A 13,656-nucleotide genomic window follows, 5' to 3' on the forward strand; every position below is an offset into this window, starting at 1 on the left:
CGCTTACACGCTCACCAACTGCGAGTCGCTGGTGATGGGGAGCGGGAGTCCGTCCACCTGGTCCGGCTGCCCCGGGGCGTCCTTGGCGCGGCCCGTCACCAACACCACCGGCCGGCGCGGGGGAGCAGTCAGATCCGTCCACCGCCCGAGCTGGGAAAGCTGGGAGTACTCGGCGAGCAGCGAAGCCTCCGTGAGGACCAACGCCGCGCCGTCGGTGGCATCGACATTGTCGAGCACTGTCGTGACATTGGCCTCCATGACGCCGCGCAGCTGCTCGGGCGGCAACCGCAGGAAATCCCCGCGCTTGTCCAACTGGCCGCTGGTCTCGAGCAGGGAATCCACGTTCGCGAGGACCTCGGCGGACAGGTCCACCACCTCGCCGCCGAGTCGCTCTGCGAGCTTGCCCGCGACCTCGTCTCCACGGCCGTAGGGCACCGAGACGGAGACGAACCCCGGGTTCGAGGCCGAGCGCGCCAGTTGCTCGATCAGAGGATCCTCGGTACCGGAGCGGTCGGAGGCCAACGCGGACGGTGTCCGGGTGTGCACCATGCTCAGGCCGGTCGACTGCTGCGGGTAGCGGAAGTCCCGGTGCTGCGGATCCCACGCCATCCCCGGCATGTGCTCGGCCAGCACCGCCTCCACGTCCTCACGCCTCGGCTCGCGGGTGCGCAGTTCCGGGAAGCGGGCGCGGATGAGGTCCTTGAGCAGGCCCAGGTTGAACTGACTGGCCGCCCGCGGAAGGGTCAGGGCCAACAACTCGGGCAGCTCCATCGCGGTGGAGTACAGGTCGCCCGTGGCGGTGAGCGCCAACTCGTCGTCGCCGGCCACCGCCAGCTCCGCCAGGGTGAGCGGATCGATGCGTGACTCCGCGTCCGCGGCGTCCGAGAGGGCCGATCTGGCCGCCTGACTCAGCTCCGCGTGGACGAGGTCTGCCGGAACGTGCCGCACCCCCGGCTCGGCGAGCAGCTCGTGCGCCGCCCGATTGAGCTCGGCCACCAGGGGACGCGCCCACTCGGGGTGCACGCTCATCCCGATCACCCGGGCGGAGCGCCCGCGGCGCAGCAGCTCCACCTCGGACCCGCCAGCGGCGTCAGCGCGGTGCAGTCCCAGGTCGAACATGCGCAGGACGCCCAGCCGCAGGCGCTCGGAATCGCGGTGCCCCTGCTCCGCCGGGAAACTCTGCTCCACCGCCCCTGCGATCTGCCGGATACTCGCCACCCCGCCACGGCGCACGATCTCCCGGCGGGTGGCGGCGCGGATCTCCTCGAATGCCGCGGTGAGCGCCGGGGAGGATTGCCAGAGTGCCGGGAACTTGCCGGTGAGTTGCGGGATCCTGCCGGCACTGAGCCGCAGCGGCTCGGCGTACCGGGACATGGCCTGGAACGGATCGGCCGGCGCGCCCTCGCCCCGCCCGAGGATCGTCCGCACGAGCCGGTAATCGGAGCTGCGCGAACTGCCCGCAGCCCGCAGGAGTTCCTCCGCCAGCTCCGCCAACGTCGGGAGAGCGACGGCTGTCACAGGGGTGGGGGCATCGCGGGGAGTGACCGGCTCCCTCGTCGTCGTCCCCCCGTCACCCGCGGTGACCGACGCTGCGACGGCCGCGAGCGCCTCGCGGAACTCCTGCGCCGAGCCGAACCGCGCCCCGCTGTCCCCGTCGAGCAGACGGGTGAAGATCCCCGTCATTTGCTCCACCACGTCCTGGTTCCACTCGGGAGGCATCGCCTCCGCCGGAATCACCACGTGACCGTCGGTGAGCGAGGGCTCGCTCACCCCGTCCCCGTACGTCGGAGTCTCACCCGTCGCCATCTCGAACAACACCACGCCGGCCGAGTACCGCTCGGCCGAGGAGTCGGCGATCTGCCGCGACCGCCGGCCCAGGAACGGATCGCGGTACACGCCGGTGCCCACCTTGGTGTGCTGCAGGGACTCGCGGGAGGCGGAGAAGTCGAACAGGGCCAGGTGCTGGCCGCGCCCCCGTCCCACGATCCCGAGGTTGGCGGGCTTGATGTCCCGGTGCGCGACCCCCGCCGCCTCCAGAGCGACAAGCATGTCCGCCAGGTTGATGGCGAACTTCCAGAACCGGTCCTGGGAGATCCGCCCGAGCTGCAGCATGCTCGCCAGCGAGACCTCGCCGCAGTCCGTGAGCAGCAGGCACGTGCGCCGGTCGTGGACGACCATCGGGCCCTCGAGCAGCGCTACGAACAGCGAGGAGTACTTGGCCGGCAGCCCCTGGCCGAGCGAGCGCAGGACCTCCGCCTCCGCGGCCAGTCGCTCCGCGGCGCGCTCGTCCCGGGCCACCTTGAGGACCTTGGTGGGCGGACCGGATTCGTCGGTGAGATCCTCCACCTGCAGGCCTACCGCCGTCGATCCCGAGCCCAGGACCTTCTTGATGACGAACCGTCCCTCGAGCACCCCATCGATCATCGGGCGCAGCGCGTCCATCTGCTCGGCGGCCGGCTGCGGGGTCGCCGGGCGTGCGGCCTCTGCCAGGCGCCGCTCGAAGCCGATCACGGGGGAGAGCCCCTGTGTGGAATCCGAGACGCCGAACTTGGAGTTGCGCATGTCGACCGTCGCCGCGGTGGCGTCCATGACGAGCTCGCGGAGTCCCTGATCGAACTCGCTCGTCACCGCGGACATGTCCAGGCCGCGGTCGCGCTCCAGCCGGTCGAGCAGCGAGGAGCGGTCCGTGGCCGGGGCCTGGCCGCCGGTGAGGACGTAGTACGCCAGCGCACCGAGGGAGAACAGATCCGCCGCCATCCGGTCCGGCGTGTAGACGCCCGCCGCCTCCGGTGCGAGGTAGACACGGCCGGACAGCTCGTCGCCCGGCATGGACGTGGCGGACCCGGTCGCCCCCAGGACGGTTCCTGACGCCTCCGAGGTCCCCGCGCCGGACCAGCCGTCGACCTGCACCTCGATGCGGCCATATGCGTCGACCGGCCGGGTGGAGAGCAGCCGGGTGTCGAGCAGGACGGTGGTGGGGTCGAGACCCCGGTGCGCCACCTGGTGCCGGTGCGCGTATAGCAGGGCGTCCGCAACCTGGCGGACAATCTCCACCCGCTCCCTGGACGAGAGCTTGGCCCCCGGCAACGCAACGTCCAGCGGGCGATGGTCAGGCAGCGCCGGGTAGATCACCACCTCGTCCGAGGTACCGCGCAGCGTCTCCATCGAACGGGGGGCCACGATGTGCTCGTTGCCCAGGCCGGAGAGCAGCTCGTACTCCCGGCGCAGTGTCCTGCGCATGCGGATCTGCTCGCCCTCCGTGGCGGCCGCCGCCACGTTGAGCACGCGCGCGCGGATCGGCTCGTGGGTCTCCCGGTGTTCGCCGTCCCATTCGTGGAAGCGCGGGTCGGGGGAGTCTACGCGGTCGTGCAGGAGGTACGAGCCGGCCATGTGATCGCGAACAGTGATCCCCGCGATCTTGCGCATGGCCAGCGCAATGAGCATGCTCAGTGCCTCGCTGATCCGTTCGCGTCCCACCGGTTCCTGGACGCGGTCGGCGATCGGCGGGAGGTTCGTGACGACCTCGCGGTCGGGAAAGTCCGCCGGGTCTACTCCGAAGATGTTGTGGGCCTTGTCCGCCGCGAGGTGCGAGACCACCCCTGGGTCGTGGAGGAACACCGCCTCCTGAATCCACGGCAGGCGGCCGACTGCGGCAGCGACCTGGCGGATTTTCAGGTCCTCGTCCGGATCCCGCGCGATCCGGGCGATCTCCTGCTCGAGCTTCGACTTGAACCGCTGCGCCTTGCGCCGCGTGGCCACCATCGGCGAGCGCATGCTGTCCACGCGGCCGCCCCGGTCAGTCACCCAGCGGTGCTCGTCGCCGCCGATCCTGCCGTGGTACGACTTGAGCTCGAGCAGGTGGATGCGGGACTGGCCCACCACCAGCGCGTCGACCTCGTGCCACTGGCCGTGGCTGTCCTGGAACTCGAAGTTGGCCCACACCCGGTAGGGCGCGGAGTCCGGCACGGCGTTCGCGAGTAGGGCCAGGCCCTGCTTCTCGTGCTCGAAGGCCGAGCGGGAGACCTCGTTCCAACGATCAGAGTTCTGAAGCACGGTGAGTGGGTCTCCTCGGGGCGGATCGGGACGGACGTCACCATCGGTCACATCACCTTCGAATCGTAGTGCAGCAATCGGACGGGGCCGCTCTGAACCGAGGGCTGGCGGTCACTGCACTGGCAACTTCGCTGACGGGGTGTCTCGGCAGGTCTACGGTGGAGGGTGTCGTCGGTGCACGACAGTCCGGAGCGCCGTCGGCATCTCGCCGGAGGAGGACAGCTCATGGACACCAGGCCAGTAGTCGTCGGAGTCGACGGTGGACCGGATTCGCTACGGGCCCTGAAGTGGGCAGCCGAGTACGCGGCCGCGCTCGACGCGCCGCTGATCGCCCTGACCGCGTACCAATTGCCAGCGGTCTACGGCCCATATGCGATGGCTGGGTGGGAAGACTCCTCCGAGTTGGAGAGCAGCGCGCGCGAGATGCTCGCGGAAGCGGTGCGCAACGCCCTGGGGGATGACGCCTCGTACAAGCCGGCCGTCCTGCAGGGCCACGCGGCCGAAGCGTTGATCGCTGCATCCGGGGACGCCCGGCTCGTGGTGGTCGGTAGCCGCGGGCGAGGCGGGTTCACCGGGATGCTGCTCGGCTCGGTCAGTCAGCACGTCGTGGCGCACGCGCACTGCCCCGTGGTCGTCCTGCCGCATTCGAGCCACGAGGCCGACTAGCGGCGCCGCCCGTCGGGGTGCGTCACACGCAGCATCCAGGGCGACCGAGTCGAGCGTCACACAGGAGACCCTTACCTGCGGTGATTCCGCGTTGACCTGAGATGATCGCCTGCATGGACATCGCCTTCAGTATCGTTCTGATCCTGCACTTCATCGGTCTCGCCGGCATCATCGGCGGCTGGCTGGCCACCATCAAGGCCCCGTACATGGCGAAGGGCATCCTGCACGGTGCCATCCTCCAGGTGGTCACCGGCCTCCTGCTCGTGGGACTGCGCGAGATGCAGGATGCCGATGTCAACCACATGAAGATCGGCATCAAGCTGCTGGTCGCCGTCGTGATCCTCGTCGTCGCGATCATCGGCGTCCGCAAGGAGGCCAAGGCCCAGGGCAGCACGGCGACCCTGACCCACGTCGCCGGCGTGCTCGGCATCGTCAACGTCGCGATCGCCGTCCTCGTCTGAGGCATCGCCCCGTATGCGGACCGCGCCCCCCGATCTCGAGTCGGGGGGCGCTTGTCGTATGGGCCGCTCACACTGGGATTAAGACCGCAACCCGGAGTGGAGGGCGAGTAGATGGATGACGCGACCCGCGATGTCCCTGGTGCACCAGTGGCCGTGCCGGAGCTCGAGGACAAGGCGGATGTGCTGGCGGATGTCGCCGATGCGATCGAGACCGTTGGGCTTGACGAAGGCAGTCGGATACTCGGCCTCCGCTACCCGTTCGTGCCCGTGGAGAAGACGTCCCGGAGTTACACGGAACGGAGGTCATTGCGTCTCTTCTACCGCGACGGGTTCGTCGACCGCTACAGCGGGACGCGTCTGGTCAACCCCGGAGCCCTACGGCTGCTCTCCGTACTGCTTCCGGAGGACTTCCCCGCGGATCCGAACTGGGCGATGTCGCGATCGCACTTCGCGTTCTGGGAGCTGTTCCCGACCATCGACCACCTGCACCCGGTGTCCCGTGGGGGAGAGGACACGGAGGCGAACTGGGTGACGACGTCAATGCTGCGCAACTCCGCGAAGGCACACTGGACGCTCACCGAACTGGGCTGGAGACTCCACCCCTCGGGGGATCACGCGGGGTGGGACGGGTTGACCGACTGGTTCGTGCGGTACCTCCGGGCGAATCCCACTCCTATCGCGGTCCCGTACATCGGCCGGTGGTTCCGGGCGTCGGTCGAGATCCAGGCGGAATTCTCCTGAATCACTCCATCACCGCCGCGAGGTAGGCGCGGACGAGGCGGGCGCCCACGCCGGCGGGCAGCCGCTCGATCGCCGCGAGGAGCGGCGCCATCCCCGCATCGCCGCCACGGCCTGCCTCGCCCCCGCCCTCGCCGGCGGAGAGAACGCCGCCCACGAGCGCGTGGACCTCGTCCTCCGGCAGGGCGAGCAGGTCGGCGGGGGAGAGGGCCCCTGTCGCCAGCGCGTCGAGCACGTCGGCGAACTCCGTCGGAGGAACTGGATCAGGCTGCCCGCGGACCTCGTCGGCGGCCTCACGCGCCACGCGGAGGATCTCCTCGACGAGCCGTTCGGTCACCGGGGTGATGGTGAGGTGGGACGACGACGACAAGGTCCCCCGCTCCTGGCGGTAGGCGGGCTGCGCCTGGACGGCGATGCCCCTCCGGGCGCAGGCATCCGCCCAGAGGTGCGGGTGAACGCGCCGGCCGTCTCCGGCGGACTCGTCGGCGACGACCGCCAGCAGTGGGCCGGGATCGCGGTCGAGGACCCGCAGCCCCTCGATGCCGGACAACCCGTCGACCAACCGATCGGTCGCCCGGGCGGTCCGGGCGACCAGCTCCCGCTGCCCGTCGTCGCCGAGCGCCTCGAGCACCGTCCACGCCGCCGCCGCGGGTTCGAGGGGTTTGGAACCCGCCAACGTCGGGTTCACGACCGGGTAACCGGGCCAGTCGACGGTGGCGAACCACGCCGCCCGGTGGCGTTCGCGGCCCCGGCTGAGCAGCACCGACGTGCCCTTGGGTGCGAAACCGTACTTGTGTAGGTCCGCCGAGATGCTGGTGACCCGCGCGACACGGAGGTCCCAGAGCGGCATCGGGTTCGGCTCGGTGGCGTCCGGACCGGTGGCGTCCGGACCGGCGGGGTCCGGACCGGGCCAAAAGGGCAGCACCAGGCCGCCGAGGCAGGCGTCGACGTGCAGCCCGATGCGCGGATCGTGGTCGGCCTCGAGACCGGCGGCCACCTCGACCACGGGGTCGATCACGCCGTTCGGGTAGGTGGGCGCCGAACACACCACCAGCACCGTGTCCCCATCGACCGCCGCGAGGAGCTCAGTGGCGGTCACCCGCCCCGTCCCGGGATCGACCTCGACGCCGACGAACCTCAGGCCCAGCAGGTGCGCGGCCTTGCGGAACGCCGCGTGCACCGTCACCGGAGCGACGATCGTTCCACCGTCGCCCGGCTGTCGACCGGAGACCTCGCGGGCGGCGAGGCAGGCGAGCATGCAGCTCTCGGTGCCACCGGACGTGACGTTCCCGTAGATGTCGCCACCGAGCCCGTCGCGGCCCTCGCCACCCGTGCCCGCGGACCGTCCACGGAGAATGTCGCGCACACGGTCGACTATGCCGCCGTGGATCCGGGCGACCGAGGAGTACACCGTGGGGTCGAGGCCGTTGACGCCATGGGCGAGACGAGCCGCGCGGGTCGCCAGTTCGTCGAGTTCGGCGAGCCCGGAATCGTAGACGTACGACAAGACCCGGCCCCCGGTGGTCGGCGGGTCCTGCGCCCGCATCGCGGCGAGGCGGGCCAGCGCGTGTTCCCCGCGATCGGTGATCTCCAGGGCAAGGGGATCGGGGGTCATGTTCGCTCCGTCCATCGGGGATAGGACCGGCCGAGAGTCCGGATCAGCGGCAGGCTAGCGCCCGCGAGTATCGCGGGGACCAGGGAGAACGCCAGGACGATGGCCCACTGCGCCGTCCCGGGCTGATCGGCCACCCCGCCGGAGCGGAAGCCACCGAACGCCAACAGGGCGAGCACGACGACCGGGCCCAGGGCCATCGAGCCGGTCTCCGACGCCGTCCACAGGCCGCTCATCGCCCCACTTCGTCGTCGTCCCCCCAACGTGCGGTCCAGGTCGGTGCAGTCGGGCAGCATCGACATCGGTAGAGCCTGCATTCCCGCGTACGCGACACCCGCCATCGCCACCGGGAGATGCACCCACGCGCCGGGGGAGAAGCCGGCCGGGATGAGCAGCAGGGTCGCCGCCGTGAACAGCGCCGTGGCCGCGGCCAGCGCCGGCACCTTCCCGCGGGCGTGCGCGAGACGGGTCCACAGCGGCATCACGAGTAGCGCAGGGCCCACCAGCGCGAGGAAGAGCCCGGTCAGAGCGGTCTCGTCGCCCAGCACGTAGGTCGCCACGTACTGGCCGCCCGCGAGCATCACGGCCGTCGCGACAGCCTGCAGGCAGAACACCGCGACGAGCAGCCGGAACGGCCGCGTGACCCGCAGCGCGTCGAGGCCGTCGCGATACTCGTGGGCCAACCCGCCGGCCGGCGCGTCGGCCCGCATGATCGTGCGGCGGCCCGCCACGAACGTCGACCACAGCATGCCCACGAGCATCAGCGCGGCGACCCCGACGGCCATCACCACGTATCCGGTGGGCCCGCCGCCGGCAGCGTCACGCAGCGCCGGGCCACCGCCCCCAGTGAGCAGGATCGCCGCGGCGAGAACGGCCACCCGCCACGCCAGCAGCGTCACACGGGCGGCGGCGTCATCGGTGAGCTCGGCGGGCAGCGCCAGATACGGCACCTGGAAGCACGAATACGCGATCGAGGCCAGGAGGAAGAAGCCCATCACCCACACCCCGGCCGCGCTCGTACTCCAGCCGGTCGGCGCCGAGAAGGTCGCCACGAACAGCAGCGGCAGGGCCAGCGCCCCGAACAGCATCAGGCCCGTGCGATAGCCGCTGCGGTGGGACGCCCGGTCCGAGATCGCGCCGATGAGCGGGTAGGCCAGGACGTCGAGGACCTTGGGCACCAGAACGAGCACCGTCGCGACGGCGGCCGCCACCCCGATCGAGTCGGTGAGGTAGTACGCCAGCACCAACCCGGGCAGGGTGCCGAACGCACCCGTGCCCAGGCTGCCCGCCGCGTACGAGGCGAGGACCGGAGCCGTGGTGGACCGGTCGGTCACTGTCCGGCCCGGCGCGCCGCGGGGAGCCCCGCCCGCGCCGGGCTCCCCGCCCGTGTCCGCGGTGGTGGTCATGGACCGACTCTAGGGCGCTTGCGGCCCGTCGCGCCGTCGAAAAGAGCGTTCCGCACACCTCCCTCTCGGCAAACGTGTGCGGAACTGTCTTCTCGACGGGGTCGGGAGCCGGGGTCGGGAGCCGGGGTCGGGAGCCGGGGTCTGGCGGTGGGGTCAGGCGGTGGGGTCAGCCGCGCCAGTCGAAGGTGTCCGGGTCCGGGCCCGAACGGGTGCCGTTGTGCAGCGCGGTGATGGAAGCCATCTGCTCGTCCGACAGCTCGAAGTCGAACACCTCGAGGTTCTCGCGCATGCGGGCCGGGCTCGAGGACTTGGGGAAGACGATGTCGCCCCGCTGCAGCACCCACCGGAGCACGACCTGGGACACCGTGCGCCCGACCTGCTCGGCGAGCGCCTGCAACTGGGGGTCACCGAAGACCGCGCCCTGGGCCAGCGGACTCCACGCCTCCACGGCGATGCCCCGCTCGACGCACGCCGCGCGCAGGTCGTCGTTGACGAAATACGGGTTGGACTCGATCTGGTCGACCGTCGGGGTGCTCAGGCCGGCCTCCGCCAGTCGCGCGAGGTTCGCCGCGGTGAAGTTGGAGACGCCGATCGAGTCGACGGCCAGGTCGGAGCGGATCTCCTCCATCGTCTCCCACACGGTGGCGACGTCGTTGTGCATCGCCAGTGGCCAGTGCACGAGGTAGAGGTCGATGCGCCCGCCCAGAGCCTCGAGCGAGCGCTCGGTGGCCTCACGGGCGGCGGTGCGCTCGTGGAAGGTGTTGTTGAGTTTGGTGGTGATCCAGAACTCGTCGCGCGGGATCCCGGACGCCGCGACGGCCCGGCCCACGCCCTCCTCGTTGCCGTACATCTGAGCGGTGTCGAGGTGGCGGTAACCGGCCTCGATCGCGTCGGTGACGACCTTCTCGGTGTCGGCGGGCGGGACCTGGAAGGTGCCGAATCCGACCTGGGGGATCGAGCGGCCGTCGTTCAGGCTGAGCTGGGGGATCTGCGAGTCAGGTGTGGACATGCGACCAACGTACGCCCGCCTCAGGGGATCGCGCAGGAGAGGATTCTCACCCCTGCCCGGTCCGCAGGGACGCCTCGACGAGGTCGAGCATCTCGCTGACGTGCTCGGTGCCGCGACCCGTCGCCAAGTGCGTGATGAGGCCATCGAGCACGATGTCGAGGTACACACGCAGCACGTCCGCGGGGATGTCGGTGCGCATCCTTCCGGACGCCTTCTGTTCGCGGAGGCGGGCCACGACCGCCGCGTCGACCTCCGCCTGTCGGTCCGTCCACCGTTCCCGGAACTCCGGGTCGGTGCGGATCCGCCGGGCGATCTCCAGACGCGTCCCGAGCCAGGAGAACTCCTGGGGGTCGGCGAGGATCTCCCGCATCACCTGGACCAGACCCTGCGCGGCCACGGTGGCGGCCATCGCCGCCGCGTCGTCGTGCGCGAGTGCGAGGAAGAGCGCGTCCTTGTCGTCGAAGTGGTGGAAGATGGCACCCCGGCTCAGTCCGGTGGCCTCTTCCAGACGACGCACCGTGGCGCCCTCGAACCCGTACTCGGCGAAGCACTCACGTGCGCCTGACAGGATCTGGTGTCGCCGGGCGTCCATGTGGTCCTGACTGACCCTGGGCATCTCGCTACCTTCCTTCGGAAACACCGCGGCGGTGCGCAGTCACCGTGCCTGAGCAGGGGAAACCGCGCACCGCCGTTGATGTGGGAGGCCGATCAGCCCTTGATCATGTTCCGCAGGACGTACTGCAGGATGCCGCCGTTGCGGTAGTAGTCCGCCTCGCCGGGGGTGTCGATGCGCACCTTGGCGTCGAACTCGACGACCTGGCCGTCCTCCTTGGTGGCGGTGACCTTGACCGTCTTGGGCGTGGTGCCGTTGTTCAGCTCCTCGATGCCGGAGATGTCGAAGGTCTCCGTGCCGTCGAGCCCGAGGGTCTCGTGGGACTCGCCCTCGGGGAACTGCAGCGGGATGACGCCCATGCCGATGAGGTTGGAGCGGTGGATGCGCTCGAACGACTCGGTGATCACGGCGCGGACGCCGAGCAGGCGAGTGCCCTTGGCGGCCCAGTCACGCGAGGAGCCGGTGCCGTACTCCTTGCCGCCGAGTACGACGAGCGGGGTGTTCTGCTCGGCGTAGTTCTGTGCGGCGTCGTAGATGAACGCCTGCGGCGCACCCTCCTGGGTGAAGTCCCGGGTGTAACCGCCCGTCACGCCGTCCAGCAGCTGGTTCTGCAGCCGGATGTTGGCGAACGTGCCGCGGATCATGACCTCGTGATTGCCGCGGCGGGAGCCGAAGGAGTTGTAGTCCTTGCGCTCCACACCATTGGCGTCGAGGTACTGCGCCGCCGGGGTGCCCGGCTTGATGGTCGACGCCGGCGAGATGTGGTCGGTGGTGACCGAGTCGCCGAGCTTGGCCAGGACGCGGGCGCCCTTGATGTCGGTGACCGGCTCCGGCTCCATCTCCATGCCCTCGAAGTACGGGGCCTTGCGGACGTAGGTCGACTTCTGGTCCCACTCGAAGGTCTTGCCGTCCGGGGTGCTGAGACCGCGCCAGCGCTCGTCACCGGCGAACACGTCGGCGTACTTGGACTTGTACTCGTTGGACGAGATGGAGGCCTTGATGGTCTCCTCGATCTCCTCGGAGGTGGGCCAGATGTCCTTCAGGAAGACGTCGTTGCCCTCCTTGTCCTTGCCCAGCGAGTCATTCTCGAAGTCGAAGTCCATCGAGCCTGCGATCGCGTAGGCGATGACCAGCGGCGGGGACGCCAGGTAGTTCATCTTGACGTCCTGGTTGATCCGGCCCTCGAAGTTGCGGTTACCGGACAGGACGGCGGTCGCGGTGAGGTCGTTCTCCTGGATCGCGGCGGAGATCTCCTCCGGCAGCGGACCGGAGTTGCCGATGCAGGTGGTGCAGCCGTAGCCGACGAGGTGGAAGCCGAGGGCCTCCAGGTCGGGCCAGAGACCGGCACGCTCGTAGTACTCGGTGACGACCTGCGAGCCCGGGGCCATGGAGGTCTTGACCCACGGCTTGGCCGTGAGGCCCTTCTCGTGCGCCTTACGGGCGACGAGCCCGGCGCCGATCATCACCGACGGGTTGGAGGTGTTGGTACACGAGGTGATCGACGCGATGGACACGATGCCGTGGTCCAGCACCATCTCCGTGTCGCCGACCTTGACCTCGACCGGCTTCGACGGGCGGCCCTCGGAACGCGTGGACGCGTCGGCGCGGACCGCACCTTCCTCGGCGTGGGCGAGGGTCACCTTGCCGGCGTTGTCCGACGGGGCACCGCCCTCGGACTGCATCCGGCCCTTCTCGGTGTCACCGAGCGGCTTGGCCTCGCCGTCCACGTAGTTGTGGATGTCCTTGCGGAACGCGCTCTTGGAATCGGAGAGCTCGATGCGGTCCTGGGGACGCTTCGGGCCGGCGATCGACGGGACGACGTCCCCGAGGTCCAGCTCCAGGTACTCGGAGAAGACGGGCTCCTCGGAGTCCGGGTGGAGCCACATGCCCTGCTCCTTGGCGTAGGCCTCGACGAGGGCGAGCTGCTCCTCATCGCGGCCGGTCAGGCGCAGGTAATCGATGGTCTCGCCGTCGATCGGGAACATGGCGCAGGTGGAGCCGAACTCCGGGCTCATGTTGCCGATAGTGGCGCGGTTGGCCAGCGGCACGGCCGCGACACCGGCGCCGTAGAACTCGACGAACTTGCCGACGACGCCGTGCTTGCGCAGCATCTCGGTGATCGTCAGCACCACGTCGGTGGCGGTGACGCCCGGCTTGATCGCACCGGTGAGCTTGAAGCCCACGACGCGGGGGATGAGCATGGAGATCGGCTGACCGAGCATCGCGGCCTCGGCCTCGATGCCGCCGACGCCCCAGCCGAGTACGCCGAGACCGTTCTCCATGGTGGTGTGCGAGTCGGTACCGACACAGGTGTCGGGGTAGGCCTGGCCGTTGCGGACCATCACCGTGCGCGCCAGGTACTCGATGTTGACCTGGTGGACGATGCCGGTGCCCGGGGGGACGACCTTGAAGTCGTCGAACGCGCCCTGGCCCCAGCGCAGGAACTGGTACCGCTCCTCGTTGCGCTCGTACTCGATCTCCACGTTCTTCTCGAACGAGCTGGCCTGACCGAAGGACTCGATGATCACCGAGTGGTCGATGACCATCTCGGCGGGGGCGAGGGGGTTGACCTTGTCCGGGTCTCCACCGAGCTTCTCGACGGCCTCACGCATGGTGGCGAGGTCGACGATGCAGGGCACGCCTGTGAAGTCCTGCATGATCACGCGGGCCGGCGTGAACTGGATCTCGGTGTCGGGCTCGGCACTGGGGTCCCAGCTCGCCAGGGCCTCGATGTGCGCCTTGGTGACGTTCTTGCCGTCCTCGGTGCGCAGGAGGTTCTCGGTGAGGACCTTGAGCGAGTAAGGGAGCTTCTCGGCCCCCGGAACCGCCGACAGGCGGTAGATGTCGTAGGTCTCGTCGCCGACCTCAAGGGTCCCCTTGGCGCCGAAACTATCAATGCTTGCTGTCACGTCAGCTCCACTCGTGGTGCGAATGTCGGTTCGTCATCCCTCCCGGTGTCACCGCGTCTGTCTCGGGCGGCGGCGCCGGGGCGGACACAGCATCCATTGTGGACCCTGTGATCCGTCTTCGGCCGCCAATTTACCAGTACGCCCGTCCTGTATAGCCCCCGGCACGCCCGAACGTGGGCACGCGACTGC

General features: G+C 69.7%; 9 protein-coding genes. 3 read left to right on the top strand and 6 right to left on the bottom strand.

The window, feature by feature from the left end; translation table 11 throughout:
* Positions 1–3: 3 nt before the first annotated feature.
* Complete coding sequence (locus tag AC3DEV_RS06545; protein ID WP_488371623.1) at positions 4–4,053, bottom strand: protein kinase domain-containing protein; 4,050 nt, start codon at positions 4,051–4,053, stop codon at positions 4–6.
* A gap of 225 nt (positions 4,054–4,278) precedes the next feature.
* Here AC3DEV_RS06545 and AC3DEV_RS06550 point away from each other — a divergent pair, with 225 nt between their 5' ends.
* The 3 genes from AC3DEV_RS06550 to AC3DEV_RS06560 all read left to right on the top strand — a co-directional run bounded on the left by AC3DEV_RS06550 (position 4,279) and on the right by AC3DEV_RS06560 (position 5,921).
* Positions 4,279–4,719 (top strand): universal stress protein, encoded by a 441-nt coding sequence (locus tag AC3DEV_RS06550; RefSeq protein ID WP_488371624.1) that lies wholly within the window; start codon positions 4,279–4,281, stop codon positions 4,717–4,719.
* A gap of 113 nt (positions 4,720–4,832) precedes the next feature.
* Positions 4,833–5,180: a hypothetical protein gene (locus AC3DEV_RS06555; protein ID WP_067714532.1), complete on the top strand. Its 348-nt coding sequence runs from the start codon at positions 4,833–4,835 to the stop codon at positions 5,178–5,180.
* Between the two features lie 111 nt (positions 5,181–5,291).
* Entirely contained in the window at positions 5,292–5,921 is a 630-nt protein-coding gene (locus AC3DEV_RS06560; RefSeq protein WP_488371625.1) for an HNH endonuclease, read from the top strand.
* Position 5,922: 1 nt separating this feature from the next.
* Here the strand turns inward: AC3DEV_RS06560 and AC3DEV_RS06565 are convergent, their stop codons facing one another.
* The 5 genes from AC3DEV_RS06565 to AC3DEV_RS06585 all read right to left on the bottom strand — a co-directional run bounded on the left by AC3DEV_RS06565 (position 5,923) and on the right by AC3DEV_RS06585 (position 13,467).
* Positions 5,923–7,533: a pyridoxal phosphate-dependent decarboxylase family protein gene (locus tag AC3DEV_RS06565; protein ID WP_488371626.1), complete on the bottom strand. Its 1,611-nt coding sequence runs from the start codon at positions 7,531–7,533 to the stop codon at positions 5,923–5,925.
* Positions 7,530–8,936, bottom strand: coding sequence for an MFS transporter (locus AC3DEV_RS06570; RefSeq protein WP_488371627.1), 1,407 nt, complete (start codon positions 8,934–8,936; stop codon positions 7,530–7,532). The genes AC3DEV_RS06565 and AC3DEV_RS06570 overlap by 4 nt, the downstream gene beginning before the upstream one ends.
* A gap of 166 nt (positions 8,937–9,102) precedes the next feature.
* Positions 9,103–9,945, bottom strand: coding sequence for an aldo/keto reductase (locus AC3DEV_RS06575; RefSeq protein ID WP_119191694.1), 843 nt, complete (start codon positions 9,943–9,945; stop codon positions 9,103–9,105).
* Positions 9,946–9,991: 46 nt separating this feature from the next.
* Complete coding sequence (locus tag AC3DEV_RS06580; protein ID WP_067714355.1) at positions 9,992–10,561, bottom strand: TetR/AcrR family transcriptional regulator; 570 nt, start codon at positions 10,559–10,561, stop codon at positions 9,992–9,994.
* 92 nt (positions 10,562–10,653) lie between these two features.
* On the bottom strand, positions 10,654–13,467 hold the full coding sequence (locus AC3DEV_RS06585) for an aconitate hydratase (protein ID WP_067714358.1): 2,814 nt from the start codon (positions 13,465–13,467) through the stop codon (positions 10,654–10,656).
* Positions 13,468–13,656 lie beyond the last annotated feature (189 nt).

Source organism: Dietzia sp. IBK-p2-15D, assembly GCF_057773105.1.